Below are 20,651 nucleotides of genomic sequence, written 5' to 3' on the forward strand. Positions count from 1 at the left end.
CTATGCCGTGGTGGAGTTGGGTTCTCATCTGGGTGGGCCTCGTGCTCGTCCTGCTCGCAGTGCTCGGCGCGCTCGGCTACTGGCTCTTCAGGAAGGTCGTCCTCCTGCAGGGCGAACTGGCGAAGTTCGAGGTACTCCTCGAGGCGTTCGAGCAGCGTGCGCAGACTCTCGTCTCGTTCGCGCCGGCCCGGAGCAATGCGATCGTCCGCGGGCTCCGCGAGGTCCAAGTCGAGCGAGGCGAGCTGAACGACGTGCGCGACGAAACCAAGGAGCAGCGACGCGAGCAGCGCTTGGAGCGCGCCCGTGACCTGACGACCGCAGACCCGTTTCAATACGAACACCTTGTGAAAGGCAACTGACACCATGCCGAATCTGACTGGCCCACACCTCATCATCATCCTGGTGATCATCCTGCTGCTCTTCGGTGCTCCGAAGCTTCCCGGCCTCGCGAAGAGCATCGGACAGTCGATGCGCATCTTCCGCGGCGAGGTCAAGAACATGAAGAAGGACGACGAGGTCGACGTCCCGCCGGCCACCGACGTCTACTCGCAGCCGGCCGCTTCGACCACGCCGGCAGCTCCGCAGGCACCGGCGGCACCCCAGGCCCCGGTGACGCCTCCAGCGCAGAACTCGGCACCGGCCGCACCGGCGCCCGAGGCACCCGCCGCGCCCAGCACGGACGCCAGGGGCAACACGGGCACCTCCAACTGACGTGACCGTTCAACCCGAGGGGGCTCCGCTGGCGGTCGAGCCGACGAAGTCGAAAGCGAAGAAGAGCCGGAAGCGCGACCCTGACGGGCGCATGCGCCTCGCGGAGCACCTCATCGAGTTCCGCAACCGCCTCATCATCTCGGCGATCGGCATCGTCATCGGAATGGTGGGCGGCTTCCTCCTCACCGACTGGGTGTTCAACGTGATGGCCGACCCCATCCGTGAGATCGCCGAGGCCCGAAACCGCAACGCGGACCTCAACTTCGAGGGCATCACCAGCGCGTTCGATCTCCGCCTGCAGATCTCGCTCACGCTCGGCATCATCATCTCGGCCCCGGTCTGGCTCTACCAGATCTGGATGTTCATCGTCCCAGGGCTGAAGAAGAACGAGCGCTGGTACGCGCTCGGCTTCGTGGGAACCGCGATCCCGCTGTTCCTCGCCGGGGTCTGGGTGGCCTGGATGCTGATGCCCCGCATCGTCGAGGTGATGCTGAGCTTCGCGCCCGCGGAGAGCGCCAACTTCATCAACGCGGCCAACTACTACAAGCTGATCATGACGCTCTGCCTGGCCGTCGGCATCGCCTTCATCCTCCCCGTGATCCTCGTCATGCTGAACTTCGCTGGCATCATCACCGGAGAGGCCATCCTGAAGGGGTGGAGGGTCGCCGTGCTCCTCGTCGCCCTGTTCGCCGGCATGGCGACGCCCTCGGCGGACGTGCTGTCCATGTTCTTCCTCATGGCGCCCATGCTCGCGCTGTACTTCCTCGCCGTCGGCATCGCGATCATCAACGACAAGCGACGAGCCAGGAAGCACAAGAAGTTCGAGGCCGACCTCGCGGCAGCCGAAGCGTCCGCAACATGACCCCGAGCCCGTCCGAGCGCTTCGCCGCGAGCAGGGCGCGCGCCAAGCTGCAGCAGTTCGAGCTGTTCAGGCGCGAGCTGAGCTTCGACCTCGACGAGTTCCAGATCGCATCCTGCGCGAGCGTCGAGGCCGGCAGGAGCGTCCTCGTGGCGGCACCGACAGGAGCAGGCAAGACGGTCGTTGCCGAGTTCGGCGTGTTCCTCGCGATGCGACAGCCGAACGCCAAGATCTTCTACACGGCCCCCATCAAGGCGCTGAGCAATCAGAAGTTCAGTGAGTTCGTCCGTCGCTACGGCGAGAGCGAAGTCGGACTGCTGACGGGCGACGTCAACATCAACCCGCGGGCCCGCATCGTCGTCATGACGACCGAGGTGCTCCGCAACATGCTCTACGCGGGCAGCGACCTGCTCGACGACCTCGCCTACGTCATCATGGATGAGGTCCACTACCTCGCCGATCGCTTCCGCGGGGCCGTCTGGGAAGAGGTCATCATCCACCTCCCCAGCGAGGTGCGTCTCATCTCGCTGTCGGCGACGGTCTCGAACGCGGAGGAGTTCGGCGACTGGCTGCAGACCGTCCGCGGTGACACCGACGTCATCGTCTCCGAGGAGCGGCCGACCCCGCTGTTCCAGCACGTGCTCGTCGGCCATCGCCTCTACGACCTCTTCGAGACTCGAGACGGCGACATCGCCGACCGAGTGAACCCCGACCTGGTGAGGGCAACCCAGGGCGGCGGTGGTCGACGCGAGGACGGCCGCGACCGCGACCGCGTCGGCAGACGCGGGCGAGGCAGCAGCTGGAAGGAGCAGCGCTTCCAGGCGCCGCGCGCCGACCGTGCCGGCCTGACGAAGATGCTCGACGACGCGGACATGCTGCCCGCGATCAACTTCATCTTCAGCCGCAAGGGCTGCGACCAGGCCGTGTCGCAGGTGCTTCGCGCTGGCGTCTCGCTGACGACCAGGGAAGAGCGCGACGAGATCAGGTGGATCGTCGAGGACCGCTGCCGCAACCTGCTCGACGAGGACCTCGGAGTGCTCGGCTACTACGAGTGGACGGAAGGTCTCGAGCGGGGCATCGCCGCACACCACGCCGGTCTCCTGCCCGCCTTCAAGGAAGTCGTCGAAGAGCTCTTCCAGAGGAAGCTCGTGAAGCTAGTCTTCGCCACCGAGACGCTCGCCCTCGGCATCAACATGCCTGCTCGGACGGTTGTCCTCGAGAAGCTCGAGAAGTTCAACGGCGAGTCACGCGTGCCCATCACCCCGGGGGAGTACACGCAGCTCACCGGCCGGGCAGGGCGTCGCGGCATCGATGTCGAAGGCCACGCCGTGGTGCAGTGGGTCGGGGGCATGCACCCGCAGGCCATCGCCTCGCTGGCTTCCCGTCGTTCGTACCCGATGAACTCGAGCTTCAAGCCCACCTACAACATGGCGGTCAACCTCATCGACCGCTTCGGTCGCGCTCGTACCCGCTCGGTGCTCGAGTCGTCGTTCGCCCAGTTCCAGGCGGACCGCGCCGTCGTCGACCTGGCCAAGCGCGTCCGGCAGCAGGAGGAGGCCCTTGCCGGCTACGAGGACGGCATGAAGTGCCACCTCGGCGACTTCTTCGAGTACTCGCGCATCCGACGTGAGCTGAACGATCTCGAGCGCAAGCGCATCCCGCACGACGAGGCGCACCAGCATGCGGCTCGCGAGCGGCGCCAGACGAAGCTCACCCAGCTGCAGACCGCCCTCAAGCGCCACCCGTGCCATGTCTGCCCCGACCGGGAGCAGCACGCGCGCTGGGGCGAGCGGTACTGGAAGCTGAAGCACGAGAACGACAAGTTCACCCGGCAGATCGAGTCGCGCACCGGTGCCGTCGCGCAGGTCTTCGACCGGATCACAGAGCTGCTGCTCGAGCTCGGCTACCTGGCCCCCGCCGAGAGCGGAGACAGGGACCTCGCGGTCACGGCGCACGGGCGCACGCTCGCGCGCATCTACGGCGAGCGCGACCTGCTCATCGCCGAGTGCCTGCGTCGGCAGGTCTGGAACGAGCTGAACCCGCAGCAGCTCGCCGCGATGGCCGCCGTGCTCGTCTACGAGCCGCGGCGAGAAGAAGAGAGCCTCGAGGAGTACCAGCTGCCGCGCGGCGCGTTCCGCGGGGCGATGCAGACGACCGAGAAGCACTGGCAGGCGTTGGATGAGCTGGCCGAGCGATTCCGCGTGCCACGTTCGTCGAGGCTCGCGACGAACCTCGCGCCGGCCATCTTCCACTGGGCGCACGGCGCGGAGCTCGAGCGTGTGCTCGACGAGTCGAATCTCGCTGCCGGCGATTTCGTGCGCTGGTGCAAGCAGGTGCTCGACGTGCTCGACCAGATCGAGAAGGTCGCGGAGGGCAAGTTCGCGACCACCGCGCGCCAGGCCGCGAACAGCGTGCGCCGCGGGATCGTCGCGTACTCGGGGGTTGGGTGAGGTCGTTCTGGCTCTCGCTGCTCGCCGCCGTCGCCGGTGGACTGCTGCTGAGGGCCGCGTTCCCAGGACCGGCGCTGTGGCCCCTCGCCTTCGTCGGCACAGGCCTCGTGCTCTGCTCGCTCATGCACCGCTCCGCAGGCGGAGCGCTCCTCGTGGGCCTCGCATCCGGGCTCTCGTACTACTTCCCGCTCATCGCCTGGGCGTCGCTGTTCCTGGGCCCGGTGCCGTGGAGCGCCCTCAGCATCCTCTCGTCGCTGTTCTGGGCCGGGGGAGCGGTGCTCATCGCGCTCGCCTACCGGCGCGTCACGGCGCGATGGGAGACCGGCCCCAAGCGCCTGCTCCTCGTCCCAGCGGCCGTGGCGGGCCTGTGGACGCTGCGGGAGGGGATCTACTCTGCATGGCCGTACGGCGGCTTCGCGTGGGGTCGTGTCGCCCAGTCACAGTCGGCGAGCCCGTTCGCGGAGCTCGTCTCCTGGCTGGGTCTCTCCGGCATGGGCTTCGTCATGGTCTTCCTCGTCGCGCTGGTCCTCGAGCTCGGCCGCTCGCGCGCCCGCCCGCTCACCTGGGCGACCGCGGCCGCCGCCATCCTGGTCGTCACCGCCGTTCCCCTCTTTCCCACGAACACGATCGGCTCCGCCCGGATCGCGGCAGTGCAGGGTGACACCCCCGAGGCTGCTTACTTCGTCGAGGGTGACCCTGGCGATGTCTTCCTCGGCCACGTCAACGCGACGCGCACCATCCCAGACGACGCCGAGGTCGACGTGATCCTGTGGCCAGAAGGCTCCATCGACCTCAACCCGGACGCTTCGCCCGGCGTGCGCCGCACGCTCGATCAGCTGAGCGACAGCTACGGCGCGCCCATCGTGGCCAACACGGTCACGGTGGAGCCGGGGGAGACCCAGGCCGATGACCGCTTCTTCAACTCGCAGTTCGTGTGGGATGCGGAGAGCGGATGGGGCGACCAGTACGACAAGAAGCACCCCATCCCGTTCGGCGAGTACGTCCCGGACCGGGACTTCTGGTACTCGCTCGCTCCCGACCTCATCGGCATGATCGGCCGCGGATACTCGCCGGGGGAGCGCGACAGCATCCTCGAGATCGGCGACATCAAGGCCGGCACCTACATCTGCTACGACATCGTCGACGACGTGCTGATCAGGGACGCCGTCCTGGGAGGCGCGACGGTGCTCTTCGCGCCGAGCAACAATGCCGACTTCGGGAAGACCGACGAGCCGGCTCAGCAGCTCGCGTTCGCCCGTCTCAGGTCGATGGAGACGGGACGCTCGCTGGTGCAGGCGTCGACGGTGGGGATGAGCGCCATCTACTCACCGGAGGGGCGCACGCTCGCGGAGCTGCCCTGGTACGAGCCCGGCGTGATGATCGTCGACGTCCCGCTCGCCGATGGCATGACGCCCGCTGTCCGCCTCGGGCGCGGCATCGAGATCACGCTCGGGATGCTCGGGCTCGGCCTCCTCATCGGCGCCGGCAGCTCGAAGACCCAGCGGATGCGCGACTCGGCGACACGCATCCGGCTCCGGTAGCGGGCGCCCAGCCTCTGCGCCCAGACAGCACCACGGTCCAGCAACACGAAAGGGACGAAGCCACAGGCTTCGTCCCTTTCGACATTCATCGTCGCTCGCTGAGCGACCTCCGGGGGTCAGACGTCTTTCGCGCCCTTGGTTCCGCGCCGTGAGCGCAGGAACGCGAGTCGCTCCTGGAGGACCTCTTCGAGCTCCTCCCGAGTGCGACGCTCGAGCAGCATGTCCCAGTGAGTGCGCTGGTGCTTCTGCTCCGGCGCCTCGTAGGCGACCTGTTCGCCACCTTCATCCAGCAGACGACCCTCGTTGCCGCTCTTCGGCGACGCCCAGACCTCGGGCACCTCCGCTTCGGCGGCAAAGGTGACGGCGAAGCGCTCACCCAGTGTCGTCTCGTACGTTCGCACCTGGCGGTCGACAAGGACAACGCCCTCGTCACTCTGCAGGCTCTGTGCGCCGAGCCGCATTCCGCGCAGACTTCGATCAGCCATGCTGACCTCCTCTCCTCGTCAGTGCGGTTCTACTACTACCGGTCAAACGTGCGATTGTGCCGAGGTATTCCCGCGCGTTCCAGCTTTTCCTCGAAAACTCATAGATTTAGGCGGCGTCGCACAACCTCGGCGGCCAGGTCAGCGCGGTCCGTGACAAGGCCATCCACGCCGCGCTCGAGGAGGTCGCGCATCCTGGCCGGGTCGTTGATCGTCCAGACGTGCACCTCGGGCACGTGCCGGTGGAACCCACGCAGCCTGGCGGGGGAGAGCAGATCGAGACCTGCGGCACGCTCCGGGATCTGCACCGCGGACGCGCCCCGGAGTGCCCGGTGAAGCAGTCGGCCAGAACGCACGGACATGGCGATGAGCGCCGCCGCGATGCCCGGGCTCGCCACGCCACGAGCCGCTTCGGGCAGCAGGGCGGCCGTGCGCCGCAGCCGAAGGGCGGAGAAGGAGGTGATGAGCACTCTGGACGACGCGTCTGCTCGCCGGACAGCCTCGGCAACGGCCTCCACCGCGTCCGCCGACTTGACGTCGACGTTGAATCGCGCGGCGGGGAACTCCTCGAGGGCCTCCTCGAGCAACAGCAGCCTGGCACCCGGCGTCGGCCCCGCCGACGTGAGCCCGGCCAGCACGGATGCGGGGGAGCCAGCGACCGGCCGGTCGCTGCCGTCGTAGCCCTCGAGCGTCTCGTCGTGCCACAGCACGGCAAGGCCGTCTGCGGATGCCCGTGCGTCCGTCTCGATGTGGGTCGCCCCGACGTCGAGCGCGGCGCGGAACGCCTCCATCGTGTTCTCCGTCGCCAGCAGGGCGAGGCCTCGGTGGGCGAGGATGCGCGGTCCAGCGCCGTCCAGGTACGGGTGCTGCATGCGTCCAACGCTAGTGCGCGGGGGCGACGCCGCGCCCAATAGACTCGGAGGCATGGCTGAACAGATTCTCAACCCGCTGGCCGCCGGTTCCCTCGAGGGCAAGCGCGCGCTTGTCACGGGGTCCTCGCGCGGTATCGGCGCGGACACCGTCAAGTTCCTCGCGCAGGCTGGCGCCAAGGTCGTCGTGAACTACCGCAACAAGGAGGCCCGCGCCGTCAAGCTGGTCGACGCGATCACCGCCGACGGCGGCACGGCGATCGCCGTGGGTGCCGACCTCACCGACGAGGCGAGCCGCCGGGGGCTCTTCTCGAGCATCGAGAGCGCGTACGGCGGGCTCGACGTGCTCGTCCTCAACGCGTCCGGCGGCATGGAGTCGGGCCTCGGCGAGGACTACGCCCTGAAGCTCAACCGCGACGCGCAGGTCGAGACCCTCAAGGGCGCCCTCGAACTCATGGGGGACGGCGGGCGTGTCGTGTTCGTCACGAGCCACCAGGCGCACTTCATCCGTACGACGCCCACGATGCCGGAGTACGAGGCCGTCGCCAGCTCAAAGCGGGCGGGAGAGGACGCCCTGCTGGCGCTCGTGCCCGAGCTCACGGAGCGCGGCGTCGAGTTCGTCGTCGTGTCCGGCGACATGATCGAGGGGACGATCACGGCGACGCTGCTCGACCGCCTCAACCCGGGTGCGATCGCCGCCCGCCGCGAGGAGGCGGGCAAGCTCTACAACGTGCAGGAGTTCGCGGCCGAGGTCACGAAAGCGGTCGTCGAGCCGGTTCCGGCCGACAACCTGCGGCTCATCGGAGACACGTCAGGGTTCGTCACGGAGTAGCGGCTCTGCCGTCGTCCTGCACGACTGGCGGACCCAAGGCGGAGATGCCCGGACCACACGGTCCGGGCATCCTGCTGTCGATCACTGCTCCTGCACCGTCACGGACGGAGGGACGGGGGGAGAGCAAGCCAGCGGAGCTCAGGAGTGCTTGAGCGAGTTCGTCGCGAGCTTCCGTCCTGGACCATCTTCGAAGAGCTCCTGGAGCTGCAGCAGATGCTCGCGCCAGCCGTCGCGGTACTTCGCGACGTGGATCTCGGCGTAGTCGCCCCGGGGGAATCCCTGCTCGAGGACACGCACCTTGCTCTTCTTGTCTTTCTGCTGCACGACGACAAGTACGACGTCCGTCTCGAAGTCGCCTGATTTCGTCTTCCAGGTGAAGTGCAGTTCCTCAGGAGCATCGATCTTGGTGATGGTTCCCGAGGTGATACGGGGTTTCTTCTTGCCTGGCCGCAGGGAGCGTGCCGTGATCTTCGCGCCGCGCTTGATCTTGAATTCGGAGTCGGGCCACCACAGCTCGCGGAGGTCCTCGTCGACGAGTGCCTGCCAGATGAGCTCTGCGGGTGCCTTGATCCGCACGCTGATGTCGATGCTGGGGGTGAACACCGCGCGTGGGGCCTCGGTCGCTACTTGCGGCTTTGGCCCACGAGCTGCCACGGGATGAACAGCGCCAGTGAGTTCAGGAGGATGCCGGCCAAGAACACCAGGAGACGAAGCGTGTCGCCGTCGACCTGGAAGGCCAGTCCGTAGCACCAGATGCCGGCGCCGAAGATGATGATGCAACCGATGGCAATCAGAACGCTCACGAGTGTCGGCTCCCAGAATCTCTCAGTGACACAAACAACGACGAGGTGGCGCGAGCCACGAAGTCAGCCACGGCAAAATCATCACCGCGTCCACACAGCCTACTGGATGCGGGGCGACGTGCTCGCGCATGACGAGCCGCCTCCGCTACATCCGATAATGCACATTATGACATTACGAGGTGTCGTCCCGCTCCTCTGCTCTCCACTCGCCAGCAATGTCCACACAACCGGCGATGATCTGATCGGACCACGATGATCGGGTGCGCATCCGCTCTCCTGGACAGAATCGTCATCGAAGGAGGAACCGTGATCTCGACACTCAACCATCTCGTCCAGCACATCGAGGCGCACCTCGGCGACAGCATCGACGTCGCCTCGCTCGCCAGCTCGCTCGGCACGACCGAATACCACGCTCGGCGGATGTTCTCATCGCTGGCCGGGATGCCCTTGAGCGAGTACATCAGGCGACGGCGCATGACCGTGGCTGCAGGCGATGTGCTCGGCGATGACGAGCTGCTCGAGATCGCAACCCGGTTCGGCTACGGATCGACCGAGGCCTTCGGCCGGGCGTTCCGCGCCGTGCACGGATCGACACCCGGTGAGGTTCGCCGAGCCGGTGGCCCCCTTCGCTCACAACCGCAACTCAGGTTCCGCCTGACCGTAGAAGGGAACTCCCCCATGGACACACGAATCATCGAACATCCCGCTTTCCAGCTGATCGGGCACGCCGCACGCGTTCCGCTCATCCACAACGGCGTGAATCCTCACATCCAGGCGCATATCGCGGCGATTCCGGCGGAGGCGCACGCGAGGCTCAAGGCGCTGAGTTCCGGCGAGCCGACCGGCTTGCTCCAGGTGAGCGCCGACGTCGACCCGGACTACACGGAGGGCACTCCCCTGACCTATCTGCACGGCGTCGCCGTGGGGCACGACCATGCGGTGCCAGATGACCTCGACGTCATCGGGGCGCCGGCGGGAACCTGGGCCGTCTTCACAGCAACTGGAGACTACCCGGCTGCACTGCAACAGCTCTGGGCCGCCACGGCGACCGATTGGTTCCCGTCCAACCCGTGGCGGCTGCGCCCGGGCCCCTCGATCGTCGCGATCATCGACCGGTCGCCAGACTTCAGCACGGCGACGTGCGAGTTGTGGTTGCCTGTCGAGCGGAGTTGAGCGGCGGTCGAATGACGCTCACGCGAGGCCGATGCTTTTTATATCTTTATGATCTAGGAAGAGCGCAGCAAGCGGCATCTCTCCAGAGATGAGATCGGCGCGCACGTCTCCTCACCCGGCCTTACGCTCCATGACGAGAATGCACGGCTGGCCGTGATTCCGGCGGGATGCTTGGGAGATCATGAGCGATCTTGCGACGCAGCCAGCACCCACCACTCCGAAACGACTCTCCTTCCTCGCCTTCGTCGAGCACACCAGAGTCTCCGCGCATCGATCGCTCGGCCTCCAGGAGGGCTTGGAGCTCTTCGAGTACGCCGAAGACCTCGGCTACGACACCGGGTACGTGCGCCACCGGCACCTCGAGACGTACCTTTCCTCGCCCTTCACGTTCCTCGCCGCAGCGGCCCAACGCGCCCGGCGCATCCGAGTCGGGACGAGCGTCACTCCCCTGCGCTTCGAGCAGCCGGTGCGCCTCGCTGAGGACGCGGCGACGCTCGATCTGCTCACGGGAGGACGGCTCGAGCTCGGGCTCAGCTCCGGATACGCGGCGACCGAGTCGACGTTCGCGCAGGCCTTCGGCAGGATCGAGGGCGATGACGTGCGTGCGCTCGTCGACGCACGTCTCGACACCTTCCTCACGGCGATCGAAGGGAGAACCATCGCCACGGCCGAAACCGACCTGCCTTTCGCCGAGGCCGGCAGCGCGCTGACCGCGCAGCCTCAGAGTCCGGGGCTCAGGGGCCGCGTCGCCTACGGGGCCGGTGGCGGCACAAGCGCGCGGAAGACCGGCAGGCGCGGACTGCGACTGCAGCTCTCGACCCTCAACACGGAGATCGGGGACCTCGGCTTCGAGGACACGCAGGCGCAGTACATCCGCGATTATCGCGAAGAGCACGCCAAGGCGAGCTCCCTCACCTCGTTCGCCTCGGTGAGCCGCGCCATCGCGCCCTACGACACGCCCGCCGAGCGCTCGGAGCTCGAGTGGCTGCTCGAGCGCGACGCCGAGCGCGCCGCGAATGTAGGCGGCGGTCCCCTCCCCTTCCAGTTCGGGCGCATCGCCCACGGGACCGGCGAGCAGGTCGCAGCAGCCCTCGCCGGCGACGCTGGCATCCACGCGGCCGACGAGCTCGTCATCGCCCTCCCCTTCGACTACCCCGCCGAGATCCAGCGGCGCATCCTGCGCCAGTTCGCCGAAGACGCGGCACCGCACCTCCCGTACCTGAACCGCTGAGGTAAGCGCGGACGCCTGGCGGGACGCGCCGCCGAGCGTTCGATGTCCCGAGGGCTGGCCGTGCCGATAGCCTGGGCGAGTCCCCCATCAGACGAGGAGCGCCGTGTTCGCCAACGCCCTGCTGATCGCCGTCGCGATCCTCGCCGCCATCCTCGTGGGGCTCGTGTCCCGCCGCGTGCTCGGCGTCCCGATCGGGTACATCCGGGCGATCATCGTCGGAGCGCTCGTCGTGATCGCCTCGATCCCCTTCGGCAACTGGATCATCCGCGAGACCGGCGTCGACCAGCTCGAGGACGGCGAGACCAACTTCACGGTCGTCGTGGTCGTGGTGCTCCTCGCCGTCTCGTGGATCTTCGCCCTCGGCGTGCTCGTCCTCGTCGCCCTCGAGGCGACCATCCCCACCCGCGCGTTCCCGAACCCCATCGAGCTCGTCCGCTCCGCCATCCGGCGTCGCAGCCGTACGAAGCGCTATCTGCAGATCCTCACGATCGCGTCGCGCGACGGGGCCGGCTGGCTGCTGCACGGGCGCCGCACCTCGACCGCAGAGGGGCGCACGACCGCCCAGCAGCGCGCGGATGCCCTCATCACGACCATCAACCACGCCGGCGTCACGTTCGTGAAACTCGGGCAGGTCCTCTCGACGAGACGTGACCTCGTCCCGGAGCCCTACCTCTCCGCGCTCGCGCGGCTGCAGTCCAACGCGACGACGGTGCCGTGGCCCGAGATCGAGCGGGTGCTGAAGAGCGAGCTCGGGGCGCCCCTCGACACGATCTTCCGGGAGATCGACTCCACTCCCCTGGCGGCCGCCTCGGTCGCACAGGTGCACCGCGCCCGCCTCGTCGACGGCACCCCCGTCGTCGTCAAGGTGCAGCGACCGGATGCGCGAGCTCAGGTCGAAGCCGACGTGGACATCATCGGGCGTCTCGCGGACCGGGCCGAGACGCACACGGCGCTCGGCAGGGAGATGCGGCTCTCCGCGATGGCCGCCGGCTTCACGACGACGCTGGAAGAGGAGCTCGACTATCGGGTCGAGGCTCGAAACGTGCACATGATCGAGAGCACGATGCGCGAGATCCACGCGGGCTCCCCCGAGCTCACGGAGATCGCCATCCCTGCCGTGTACTCGGCGGCGAGCGCGCGCAGGGTCCTGACGATGGACGTCATGGACGGGAGCCCGCTGAGCTCAGCAGCCGACCGCCTGGAGGCACTGGGCCCGGAGGCCCGCCACGACCTCGCGCAGACGCTCATGGAGACGGTCATCGAGCAGATCCTCGTCTACGGCGTCTTCCACGCCGATCTGCACCCCGGCAATGTGTTCATCCGCGACGACGGCACGCTCGGCCTCATCGACTTCGGCGCGATCGGCATCGTGCAGCGAAGCCAGCGCGAGCACCTGGCCGCGTTCCTGCTCTCGGCGGCCAGCGACGACGACGTGTCGGCCGCCGACGCGCTGCTCCTCATCGTCGACGCTCCCGAGGACCTCGACGTGGAGGCCTTCCGGCACGACATCGGCATCGCACTCACCTCGGTGCAGCACTGGCCTCGCGGGGAGGGCTCGATCTTCACGATGATGCTCGACGTCATCCGCAAGCACCACCTCGCGCTCCCCTCGACGCTCGCCTCCGCGTTCCGCAGCTTCGCGACGCTCGAGGGCTGCCTTCGCGTCATCGAACCGGACTTCGACTTCGTGCAGCGCGCGCTCCCCTTCGTGCCGAAGCTGCTGAAGCAGCTCCTCGCACTCAAGCGGGTCGTCGGCACCGCGCAGGCGAAGGCCGCCATCGCCGCCGCCTATGCTGCCCGCATGCCGAACCGCATCGACACGATCGTCTCGAAGCTCGAAGACGGCGAGCTGAGCGTGCGGGTCAGTCCGTTCTCCGACCGACAGGACCGCAGCTGGCTCGGGGGGCTCGTCAGCCGAGGCATCGACACGGCGGTGGCCCTGACTGCCGTGATCCTCGCGATCGTGCTGGTCGTCGCGGGCGGCGGTCCAACGCTCGCCCCCGGCCTGCAGCTGTTCAACCTGCTCGGGGCGGTGATCGGCCTGCTCGGCTTCTTCGGGATCCTGCGCGCCATGCTGCGCTCCATCGTCGGATCCAGGGGGCAGTCGCTGACGGACTAGGGCGCGGTGCCCTCGGCGAGCTCGTCGAGCTCCTCGGCCCCACGACGGGCCACCCGCTTGCTGACGACCAGGCGCCACATGAGGCCGAGGCCGAGGAACCACAACGGCAGCACGATCAGGCCGGCGCGGGTGTCCTCGCCCATGGCGAGCGCGACGAGGATGAAGGCGAAGAACGCCAGGATCACCCACGGCATGAACCGTCCGCCCGGCATCTTGAACTTCGAGGCCTCGTGGAGCTCGGGGCGCTTCTTCCGGAACATGAGGTAGCTGACGAGGATGAACGTCCACGTCGCGATGAAGTTGAGGGAGCTCACGGAGGTCACGACCGTGAAGGCCGCCATCACGTTGTCACCGAGGGCGAGCACCGGTAGCGCCGCGAAGAGGAACGCCGTCGTGAAGAACACGCCCTGCGTCGGCACGCCACGCGAGTTGAGGAGGCCGAACCGCTTCGTCGCCTGCCCGTCCGCCGCGAGGCCGTAGAGCATCCGCGTCGACGAGTAGAAGCCGGAGTTGGCGCTCGACGCCGCCGAGGTGAGCACCACCAGGTTGACGACGATGGCCGCCGCCGGGAACCCGATGAGCTCGAACATCGAGGTGAACGGGCTCACTCCCGGCTGGATCTGGTCCCAGGGGGTCACCGACATGATGATGACGAGCGCGCCGACGTAGAACACGAGGATGCGCACGACGACCGAGTTGATGGCCTTCGGCAGGTTCTTCTCAGGATCCTCCGCCTCCGCGGAGGCCGTGCCGACGAGCTCGATGCCGACGAACGCGAACACGCCCATCTGGAAGCCCAGGATGAACCCACTGATGCCGAACGGGAACATGCCGCCGTGGTCCCACAGGTGCGAGACCGAGGCCGTGACGCCGTCCGCGCTCGTGAAGCCGGTGACGAGCAGGAAGATGCCGACGCCGATGAGGGCGAGAATCGCCACGACCTTGATGATCGCGAACCAGAACTCCGTCTCGCCGAAGGCCTTGACCGGCTGCAGGTTGAGAAGGAGCAGACCGATCGCCGTGGCGATCGCCGGCGCCCAGGCGGGGATGTCGGCGTTGAAGAACGCCACATAGCCCGTGATGGCGACGATGTCGGCGATGACCGTGATGACCCACGCCAGCCAGTACGTCCAGGCGACGACGTAACCGGCCCAGGGGCCGATGAGGTCGGCCGCGACGTCCCCGAACGTCTTGTACCCGAGGTTCGAGAGCAGCAGCTCCCCGAGGGCCCGCATGACGAAGAACAGCGCGAGGCCGACGATCGCGTACACGAAGATGATCGACGGTCCGGCGAGGCTGATCGTGGTCCCCGACCCCAGGAAGAGCCCGGTGCCGATGGCTCCGCCGATCGCCAGGAGCTGCAGATGCCTGGCCTTGAGACCACGACGCAGCCCGCCGGGCGCCGTCCCCTCGCTGTGCGGATGCTGCGCCTCGGTCTGGACTGTGCTGCTGGTCACCGGAACCCCCTCGATACTGCTCGATGCCGAACCCGGGAATTCTAGTCTCCGGTCGGCACGCACGCAGACCGGGTCTACATTGGTCGCATGCACGATCTGCGCACCGCGCGACCAGAGGCTGCCGCCGCCTCCCACACCAGAACCAGCGGCACCCTCCTCGCCCGGTCCGCCGTGGGCGTCGCCGCGATCGGCATCGTCTTCGGCGATATCGGCACGAGTCCCCTCTACGCCCTGCGGGCGGTGTTCTCCGAGCACGACGGCATCGTGCAGCCGAGCATCGCGCACGTCTATGGGCTGATCTCGCTCATCATCTGGGCCGTCACGCTGCTCGTCACCGTCAAGTACGTGCTGTTCGTGCTCCGCGCCGACCACGAGGGCGAGGGCGGGATCCTCGCGCTCTCCACCCTCATCGGGCGGCGCCTTCGCGGATCACGGCGCGCCATGGCCGCGACGACCCTCGTCGGGATCATCGGGGCAGCCCTCTTCTTCGGGGACAGCGTCATCACGCCTGCGGTGTCCGTGCTGTCGGCCGTCGAGGGCCTCGAGATCGCGGTGCCGGGCACCGGGGCACTGGTCGTGCCCATCGCCCTCGTCGTGCTCGTCGGCCTCTTCGCGCTGCAGCGGTTCGGCACCGCCGGCATCGGCCGTCTGTTCGGCCCGATCATGCTGATCTGGTTCATCACCCTCGCGCTGCTCGGAATCCCCCACATCCTGGAGCATCCCGAGATCCTCGCGGCGTTCTCTCCGCACCACGCGCTCGGCTTCATCTTCAGCGAGCCGCTCATCGCCGGCGTGGCGCTGGGAGCCGTGGTGCTTGCCGTCACGGGCGCCGAGGCCCTCTACGCCGACCTCGGCCATTTCGGCCGCTCCCCCATCTCGAAGGCCTGGCTGTTCGTCGTGTTCCCGGCCCTCACGGTCTGCTACCTCGGTCAGGGCGCCCTCGTCATCGAGGACCCGACCGCCATCGACAACCCCTTCTTCCGCATGGCCCCCACCTGGGCGGTGTTCCCCCTCATCGGCCTCGCGACGCTCGCCACCGTCATAGCCTCCCAGTCGGTGATCTCCGGCACCTTCTCGGTCGCCAGACAAGCCATGCGGCTCGGCTTCCTGCCGAACCTCAGCGTCAAGCACACCTCGCGTGCGTCCATCGGCCAGATCTACATCCCGGTCGTCTCGATGATCCTTCTCGTGCTGATCATCGGGGTCGTCCTCGGGTTCCGAACGTCGGAGAACCTGGCGGCGGCCTACGGGCTCGCGGTGACGACTACCTTCCTGCTCACGTCGTCGCTCTTCATCGTGTACCTGCGCATCGTGTGGGAATGGCCCTGGTACCGAGTGCTGCTCGTGACGGTGCCGATCGTCCTGCTCGAGCTCGCCTTCTTCGTCTCGGGTCTCGTGAAGTTCTTCGCGGGCGGCTGGCTGCCGCTCGTGCTGGCCGCCGCGATCATCCTGACCATGCTCACCTGGAGACGCGGCCGCGAGATCGTCACCGGCAGGCGCGAGCGCCTGGAGGGTACCCTGCAGGAGCTCATGAGGCGGCTCCTCGCGGACCAGCCGACGCGCGTCCCCGGTTGGGCCATCTACCCCCACGGCGGCGCCCGCACGGCGCCCCTCGCGCTCCGCCTCAACACCCGGGTCAACCACGCGCTCCACGAGCACGTGCTGCTCGTGCGCGTCGCGACGGCCGATGTGCCGCACATCCCGGAGCGCGCGCGCTGTCGGATCGACGACATCGGGCCAGCCCCCGAGGGCCTCGTGCACATCACCCTGACCTACGGGTTCCTCGACCGTCGGGACGTGCCGCTGTCGCTTCGGGACGCCCGGCTCGCCGGCACCGTCTCGCAGTTCGACAACGAGAGCGCGATCTTCTTCCTCTCGCGCATCGCGCTCCGGCCAGGCCACGCGAGTGGAATGGCGACCTGGCGGGCCAAGTTCTTCGTGCTCATGTCGCGCGGTGCGTCGTCTCCCGCAGCGCAGTTCGGGCTGCCTCCTGAGCAGACCGTGGAGATCTCGCCGCAGGTGCTGCTCTAGGCTCTCGCCGCCTCCGCGCGTGCGAAGCCCGTCAGGTACGCCGGCACGAGCACGGACGCGGTGAACAGCAGCGTGAGCACGAACGTGCACGTGAGCACCGTGAGCAGGTCGTACGCTCCCCCGGAGATCCAGAAGCTGCAGAACGTCGCGCCCGCGGCCGCCAGGATCGAGTGCCCGAGAGCGAGCGGCAGCACGCGCTGGCGGGTGTAGGAACGAAGTCCCGTTGACACGCCACGCTCGGCTGCGAGCGCAGCGACTGCGCCCAGGATGCACAGCCCGAGCATCGCGATCCAGCCGAGCAGCAGGGGCACGAAGCCGCGCTCGTCGAGCTGCGTTCGGCCCGTCTGGGTGGCCAGCGCGTAGCCGAGGAACGCCACGAGACCGACGCCGAGCAGCGTCGGGACAAGGCGGGCGAGGACGTCACGCTGGCTCGGCCGGAACGTCGCGAGGGAGATCGACGGGGACTCTTCTGCAGGGGCGACGCTCACGCCGGTCAGTGTAGCCGCCGCAGACGACGAGACGGGGCGACCCCTGGTGGGGCCGCCCCGTCTCAGTGCACGGAACGAGAGGTCGCGACTCTCGGTCAGATGTTCGGCGTGGTGTCACCCGTCTTCGGAGCGGAGGGGGCGAGGCCACCGTCCTTGGCGAACGAGCCGACCAGCTGCTGCAGGTCGATGCCCGTGAGGGTCTTGAGAACCTCGGTGCCCTCGCCGAGAACGGACCCGACCGTCTTCGTGACGGCGCTTGCACCGTCGGTGGAGATGACGGTGAGCTTCTCGATGTTGCTGATCGGGTCGGCCGCGGCGCGGACGATCTCCGGCAGACGCGAGATGATCTCCTGCGCGATGGCGGCTTCGCCGTACTTCTGCAGAGCCTGAGCCTTGGCGTCCGTAGCTGCGGCCTCTGCAAGACCCTCAGCCTGGATCGCGGCGGCGCGAGCGTCACCCTCTGCACGAATACCGGCTGCGAGCGCGATCTGGCGGTCACGGTCGGCCTCACCGGAGTATCGGACGGCGGCGGCCGCTGCTTCAGCGTCCTGGACGGCGGCCACCTTGTTGGCCTCTGCCGTGCGGGTGCGCTTGTAAACCTCGGCGTCGGTGGCCGCGTTCTCGGTGTCGCGGATGGCGTTTGCCTGCTGGACCTTCGCGTAGGCGTCCGCTTCGGCAGGCTTGCGGATCTCGATGTCGAGCCGCTCCTGCGTCACGAGCGCCTGCTCGATGAGCGCTTCGCGCTCCTGCTGTGCGACGAGGCGGTCCTGCTCGGCCCGTGCGAACTGGCCAGCGGCCTCGGCTTCCGCGTTTGCGCGGTCGGTCTCGGCCTTGATGGAGGCCTGACGGAGACGGAGTTCCTTCTCACGCTCTGCGATGCGCTCAGATGCCTCGATCTTCGCGAACTCGGACACGCGGGCCGCTTCGGCCTCGCTGACCTCCGCGACCTGACGGGCGCGAGCGGACTCGGAACGCCCGAGGTTCTGCAGGTAGTCGCTGCCGGGCGTGGAGATGTCGGAGATGTTGAGGAGGTCGACCTGCAGACCCTGCTCGATGAGGTCGGCCTTCGTCTCGGACACGACGCGGTCGGAGAGGCTCTTGCGGTCGGAGATGATCTGCTCGATCGTCATGTCTCCGACGATGGAACGAAGCGAGCCCTCGAGCGACTCGCGGATGATGTCGGTGAGCGCTTCCTGCTGGTCCAGGAATCGCTGGGCCGCGCGGCGCACGCCTTCCTCGGTGCCGGACACCTTGAAGTTGATGGACGCCTTGATGGCGATCTTGATGCGGTTCTTGTCGACACCCTCGACCTGGATGCCGATCTGGCGCTGCTCGAGCGAGAGCGCGAAGCCCTGCTGCAGAATCGGCCAGACGAACGTGCGGCCGCCGATCACGACGCGCTGTCCCGTCATGTCGCTCTGGGCCTTCTGCCCGGCGCCGCGGCCGACGATGATGAGGGCCTCGTTCGGTGGGACGCGGCGGATGCGGGATGCGATGAAGACACCGAGGGCGAGCAGCGCGATGATGATCGCGATGACGCCGATCACGGAGACGTTGGCAGTTATCAAGTCCATATGGTCGATTTCCTGTCGTGGAGGTCGTGGTTGGTCATGCTGTGGTCGTGCCGCGCCTGCCGCCTCGTCCGGTGAGCGCGACAGGGCTTAGTTCGATTCGCGTTCGACTTTGACGCGCGAGCCGAGGTGCTGCACGACGCGGATGCGCGTTCCCTGCTCAATGTCCCCGTCGGCGAAGGCGAGGCGTCGTTCGATCTCGTGGGAGCCGTCGAGCGCGACTTCGCCGCTGGCGTTCGTGATGCGGGACATCGCCGTTCCGGTATCCCCGGTCACGTCGCGCGGCACGCCGTCGCTGCTCTTCGAGAGGTTGCGCACGAGGAGGGCAGATCCGACGTAGGCGATCAGACCGATCACGATCGCGACGATGTAGGCCCAGAACTGCGGGAGTCCCATGCTGTCCGTGATCGCCCCGGAGGCGCCGAAGACGACGAGGGCGACCGCGAGGCCAGGTACCGAGAGCAGTCCACCGGCATCCACGTCGAGGATCTCTCCGAAGAACATCGAGAAGACGAGAAGTCCGAGGCCGATCGCTCCGATGATGATGAAGACGGTCATGACGGTGAGCTCCCTGGTGGCCGCGTGTGGCGGGGTGTGCCCCCGCCTGGCATTGATTCTACCGAAGGCGCGGACGCCGACGCGCGGGGACTTTTCCTCGGCGCCGGTGCCGCGTGCTGCGGTTGCGTGTTCCTCAGGCTTCGCCGAAACCGGAGCTGATGAGCTCGGCGAGTTCTCGCACGGCCTGGTCCGCGTCCCTGCCGGTCGCGGCGACCTCGATCTCCTGACCGTGTGATGCCCCGAGCGAGATGATGCGCAGGAGGCTGTCCGCGTCGGCCCCGCCGATCGTGATCTTCGCCTCGAATCTCGCCGCCGCCGCCGCGAGCTGCGCCGCCGGCCTCGCGTGGAGCCCCTGCTCGTTGACGATCGTGACGCGAGCGCTCGCGTCGGGCACCGTGGCATCCGACGCTGAATCCGCGGCGACCTCATGCGAAGCGCCCTCGCCGAGGCCGGTCGACTGCTCAGCTGGGCGCAGCCAAGCGGACTCTCCAGCAGCGACGACCTCGTCGAGAGAGGCACCGCCCGCCGCAGCGACGGCGGCCGCGACCGTGCCCTCGACCAGTGGCGCATCCACGAGCCGGACCTCGTCGGCATCGTCGTCGAGCATCTCGAGGACCGTCTCGGCGGTCATGACGGCCGAACCGAGGTCGGTGAAGACCGCGACTCCGTCGCCGTACCGTGCCTGTGCCACGGCGCTCTCGATCAGCTCGAAGCTCGTGCCGACGCGACCGTCCTCCGTGCCGCCGGCGGCGATGATCGCCACGTCAGCGGCCATCTGGCCGGCCAGCTCGACGAGCCCATCAGCGATGCGGGCCGAGTGAGAGACGACGACGATGCCGACTGTCACGAGGCGGCCTCGACCGCGGCCCCGAGGAGGTAGGCCGTCGACTGCGCTCCAGGGTCGCGGTGCCCCGCACTCCGCTCGCCCAGGTAGCTCGCCCGCCCCTTCCTCGCGACGAGCGGCTCCGTGGCCGCGGCGCCTTCGACGGCGGCGAACGCCGCGGCGCGCAGCACCGAGACGGCATCCTCGCCTGCGTCCGAGGCTTTCTGCGCCGCGGACGCGGCCGGGGACCATGCGTCCACCATCGTCTTGTCGCCTGGCTGCGCCTTGCCGCGCTGCTGGAGTCCGGCGCTCGCCGCCTCCACGAACACCGCGACGTCAGCCGGGTCGAGTTCCGCCTTGCCCTTGAGGGCAACCGCGCCCTTGAGGAAAGCTGTCCCGTACAGCGGCCCCGCAGCACCGCCGACGGTCGAGATGAGGGTCGTCGCGAGCAGCTTCAGCACATCCGCCGGCGTCGCGCCGTCCTCGAGCGTCGACAGCTTCCCGAGAGCCGCCTGGAATCCTCGGTCCATGTTCTCGCCGTGATCGCCGTCACCGATGTTCCTGTCGAGGTGGATCAGCTCAGTCCGATGCTCGGCCATAGAGGCCGCGGAGAGCTCCACCCATGTGCGAGCCCAGTTTCCGTCGAGTGCCAT

General features: G+C 68.0%; 20 protein-coding genes. 10 read left to right on the top strand and 10 right to left on the bottom strand.

Annotated features, from left to right (window positions below):
• Nucleotides 1–2: 2 nt before the first annotated feature.
• The 5 genes from HDC34_RS10360 to lnt are packed head-to-tail and all read left to right on the top strand — an operon-like array spanning nucleotide 3 to nucleotide 5,561.
• Nucleotides 3–359 carry a hypothetical protein gene (locus HDC34_RS10360; RefSeq protein WP_179556787.1) on the top strand — a complete coding sequence of 119 codons (357 nt, stop codon included), beginning with the start codon at nucleotides 3–5 and terminating at the stop codon, nucleotides 357–359.
• A 4-nt stretch (nucleotides 360–363) separates the two neighbouring features.
• Nucleotides 364–711 (top strand): Sec-independent protein translocase subunit TatA, encoded by a 348-nt coding sequence (tatA, locus tag HDC34_RS10365; RefSeq protein WP_179556788.1) that lies wholly within the window; start codon nucleotides 364–366, stop codon nucleotides 709–711.
• A gap of 1 nt (nucleotide 712) precedes the next feature.
• Nucleotides 713–1,573, top strand: a complete 861-nt coding sequence (tatC, locus tag HDC34_RS10370; RefSeq protein WP_258068107.1) for a twin-arginine translocase subunit TatC — start codon at nucleotides 713–715, stop codon at nucleotides 1,571–1,573.
• On the top strand, nucleotides 1,570–4,020 hold the full coding sequence (locus tag HDC34_RS10375) for an RNA helicase (protein ID WP_179556789.1): 2,451 nt from the start codon (nucleotides 1,570–1,572) through the stop codon (nucleotides 4,018–4,020). Before tatC ends, HDC34_RS10375 begins: the two co-directional genes overlap by 4 nt.
• A complete protein-coding gene (lnt, locus tag HDC34_RS10380; RefSeq protein WP_179556790.1) occupies nucleotides 4,017–5,561 on the top strand; it encodes an apolipoprotein N-acyltransferase in 1,545 nt (514 codons plus the stop codon). The genes HDC34_RS10375 and lnt overlap by 4 nt, the downstream gene beginning before the upstream one ends.
• A 116-nt stretch (nucleotides 5,562–5,677) precedes the next feature.
• On the opposite strand, the gene HDC34_RS10385 is transcribed toward lnt, so the two are convergent.
• Both HDC34_RS10385 and HDC34_RS10390 read right to left on the bottom strand, forming a co-directional pair.
• The gene (locus tag HDC34_RS10385) at nucleotides 5,678–6,046 is read right to left on the bottom strand and encodes an RNA polymerase-binding protein RbpA (protein ID WP_104252867.1); all 369 of its coding nucleotides are present in this window, start codon (nucleotides 6,044–6,046) and stop codon (nucleotides 5,678–5,680) included.
• A 98-nt stretch (nucleotides 6,047–6,144) separates the two neighbouring features.
• Nucleotides 6,145–6,915 (bottom strand): glycerophosphodiester phosphodiesterase family protein, encoded by a 771-nt coding sequence (locus HDC34_RS10390; RefSeq protein ID WP_179556791.1) that lies wholly within the window; start codon nucleotides 6,913–6,915, stop codon nucleotides 6,145–6,147.
• Between the two features lie 52 nt (nucleotides 6,916–6,967).
• On the opposite strand from HDC34_RS10390, the gene HDC34_RS10395 reads away from it, so the two are divergent.
• Nucleotides 6,968–7,744 (top strand): SDR family oxidoreductase, encoded by a 777-nt coding sequence (locus HDC34_RS10395; RefSeq protein WP_218854949.1) that lies wholly within the window; start codon nucleotides 6,968–6,970, stop codon nucleotides 7,742–7,744.
• A 138-nt stretch (nucleotides 7,745–7,882) separates the two neighbouring features.
• On the opposite strand, the gene HDC34_RS10400 is transcribed toward HDC34_RS10395, so the two are convergent.
• Both HDC34_RS10400 and HDC34_RS10405 read right to left on the bottom strand, forming a co-directional pair.
• Nucleotides 7,883–8,347, bottom strand: a complete 465-nt coding sequence (locus HDC34_RS10400) for an SRPBCC domain-containing protein (protein WP_179556792.1) — start codon at nucleotides 8,345–8,347, stop codon at nucleotides 7,883–7,885.
• A gap of 20 nt (nucleotides 8,348–8,367) precedes the next feature.
• A complete protein-coding gene (locus HDC34_RS10405; RefSeq protein WP_068479684.1) occupies nucleotides 8,368–8,547 on the bottom strand; it encodes a hypothetical protein in 180 nt (59 codons plus the stop codon).
• Between the two features lie 306 nt (nucleotides 8,548–8,853).
• Here HDC34_RS10405 and HDC34_RS10410 point away from each other — a divergent pair, with 306 nt between their 5' ends.
• From HDC34_RS10410 to HDC34_RS10420, 3 genes are all read left to right on the top strand, one after another.
• A complete protein-coding gene (locus HDC34_RS10410) occupies nucleotides 8,854–9,720 on the top strand; it encodes an AraC family transcriptional regulator (protein WP_179556793.1) in 867 nt (288 codons plus the stop codon).
• 181 nt (nucleotides 9,721–9,901) lie between these two features.
• Nucleotides 9,902–10,951 carry an LLM class flavin-dependent oxidoreductase gene (locus tag HDC34_RS10415; RefSeq protein ID WP_179556794.1) on the top strand — a complete coding sequence of 350 codons (1,050 nt, stop codon included), beginning with the start codon at nucleotides 9,902–9,904 and terminating at the stop codon, nucleotides 10,949–10,951.
• A gap of 103 nt (nucleotides 10,952–11,054) precedes the next feature.
• Entirely contained in the window at nucleotides 11,055–13,070 is a 2,016-nt protein-coding gene (locus tag HDC34_RS10420) for an AarF/ABC1/UbiB kinase family protein (RefSeq protein WP_104311873.1), read from the top strand.
• Here HDC34_RS10420 and HDC34_RS10425 read toward each other — a convergent pair.
• Entirely contained in the window at nucleotides 13,067–14,527 is a 1,461-nt protein-coding gene (locus HDC34_RS10425; protein ID WP_179556795.1) for an amino acid permease, read from the bottom strand. The genes HDC34_RS10420 and HDC34_RS10425 overlap by 4 nt on opposite strands.
• A gap of 87 nt (nucleotides 14,528–14,614) precedes the next feature.
• On the opposite strand from HDC34_RS10425, the gene HDC34_RS10430 reads away from it, so the two are divergent.
• Nucleotides 14,615–16,558: a potassium transporter Kup gene (locus HDC34_RS10430; RefSeq protein WP_104311872.1), complete on the top strand. Its 1,944-nt coding sequence runs from the start codon at nucleotides 14,615–14,617 to the stop codon at nucleotides 16,556–16,558.
• Here the strand turns inward: HDC34_RS10430 and HDC34_RS10435 are convergent.
• From HDC34_RS10435 to dhaL, 5 genes are all read right to left on the bottom strand, one after another.
• The gene (locus HDC34_RS10435; protein ID WP_179556796.1) at nucleotides 16,555–17,046 is read right to left on the bottom strand and encodes a hypothetical protein; all 492 of its coding nucleotides are present in this window, start codon (nucleotides 17,044–17,046) and stop codon (nucleotides 16,555–16,557) included. The genes HDC34_RS10430 and HDC34_RS10435 overlap by 4 nt on opposite strands.
• 95 nt (nucleotides 17,047–17,141) lie before the next feature.
• Nucleotides 17,142–18,620 carry a flotillin family protein gene (locus tag HDC34_RS10440; RefSeq protein WP_104311870.1) on the bottom strand — a complete coding sequence of 493 codons (1,479 nt, stop codon included), beginning with the start codon at nucleotides 18,618–18,620 and terminating at the stop codon, nucleotides 17,142–17,144.
• Between the two features lie 87 nt (nucleotides 18,621–18,707).
• On the bottom strand, nucleotides 18,708–19,175 hold the full coding sequence (locus HDC34_RS10445; protein WP_104311869.1) for an NfeD family protein: 468 nt from the start codon (nucleotides 19,173–19,175) through the stop codon (nucleotides 18,708–18,710).
• A 133-nt stretch (nucleotides 19,176–19,308) separates the two neighbouring features.
• Nucleotides 19,309–20,022, bottom strand: a complete 714-nt coding sequence (gene dhaM / locus HDC34_RS18220; RefSeq protein ID WP_179556797.1) for a dihydroxyacetone kinase phosphoryl donor subunit DhaM — start codon at nucleotides 20,020–20,022, stop codon at nucleotides 19,309–19,311.
• A complete protein-coding gene (gene dhaL, locus HDC34_RS17825) occupies nucleotides 20,019–20,651 on the bottom strand; it encodes a dihydroxyacetone kinase subunit DhaL (protein ID WP_179556798.1) in 633 nt (210 codons plus the stop codon). Before dhaL ends, dhaM begins: the two co-directional genes overlap by 4 nt.

Source organism: Pseudoclavibacter sp. JAI123 (assembly GCF_013409665.1).
Classification (GTDB): Bacteria; Actinomycetota; Actinomycetes; order Actinomycetales; family Microbacteriaceae; genus Pseudoclavibacter.

Bases quoted from the DNA above. Each gene is read 5' to 3' on its own strand.
- HDC34_RS10395 (WP_218854949.1), top strand. From the start codon at position 6,968: ATGGCTGAACAGATTCTCAACCCGCTGGCCGCCGGTTCCCTCGAGGGC.
- HDC34_RS10385 (WP_104252867.1), bottom strand. From the start codon at position 6,046: ATGGCTGATCGAAGTCTGCGCGGAATGCGGCTCGGCGCACAGAGCCTG.
- tatA (WP_179556788.1), top strand. From the start codon at position 364: ATGCCGAATCTGACTGGCCCACACCTCATCATCATCCTGGTGATCATC.
- HDC34_RS10360 (WP_179556787.1), top strand. From the start codon at position 3: ATGCCGTGGTGGAGTTGGGTTCTCATCTGGGTGGGCCTCGTGCTCGTC.
- HDC34_RS10445 (WP_104311869.1), bottom strand. From the start codon at position 19,175: ATGACCGTCTTCATCATCATCGGAGCGATCGGCCTCGGACTTCTCGTC.
- HDC34_RS10430 (WP_104311872.1), top strand. From the start codon at position 14,615: ATGCACGATCTGCGCACCGCGCGACCAGAGGCTGCCGCCGCCTCCCAC.
- HDC34_RS10390 (WP_179556791.1), bottom strand. From the start codon at position 6,915: ATGCAGCACCCGTACCTGGACGGCGCTGGACCGCGCATCCTCGCCCAC.
- HDC34_RS10415 (WP_179556794.1), top strand. From the start codon at position 9,902: ATGAGCGATCTTGCGACGCAGCCAGCACCCACCACTCCGAAACGACTC.
- HDC34_RS10440 (WP_104311870.1), bottom strand. From the start codon at position 18,620: ATGGACTTGATAACTGCCAACGTCTCCGTGATCGGCGTCATCGCGATC.
- dhaL (WP_179556798.1), bottom strand. From the start codon at position 20,651: ATGGCACTCGACGGAAACTGGGCTCGCACATGGGTGGAGCTCTCCGCG.
- HDC34_RS10375 (WP_179556789.1), top strand. From the start codon at position 1,570: ATGACCCCGAGCCCGTCCGAGCGCTTCGCCGCGAGCAGGGCGCGCGCC.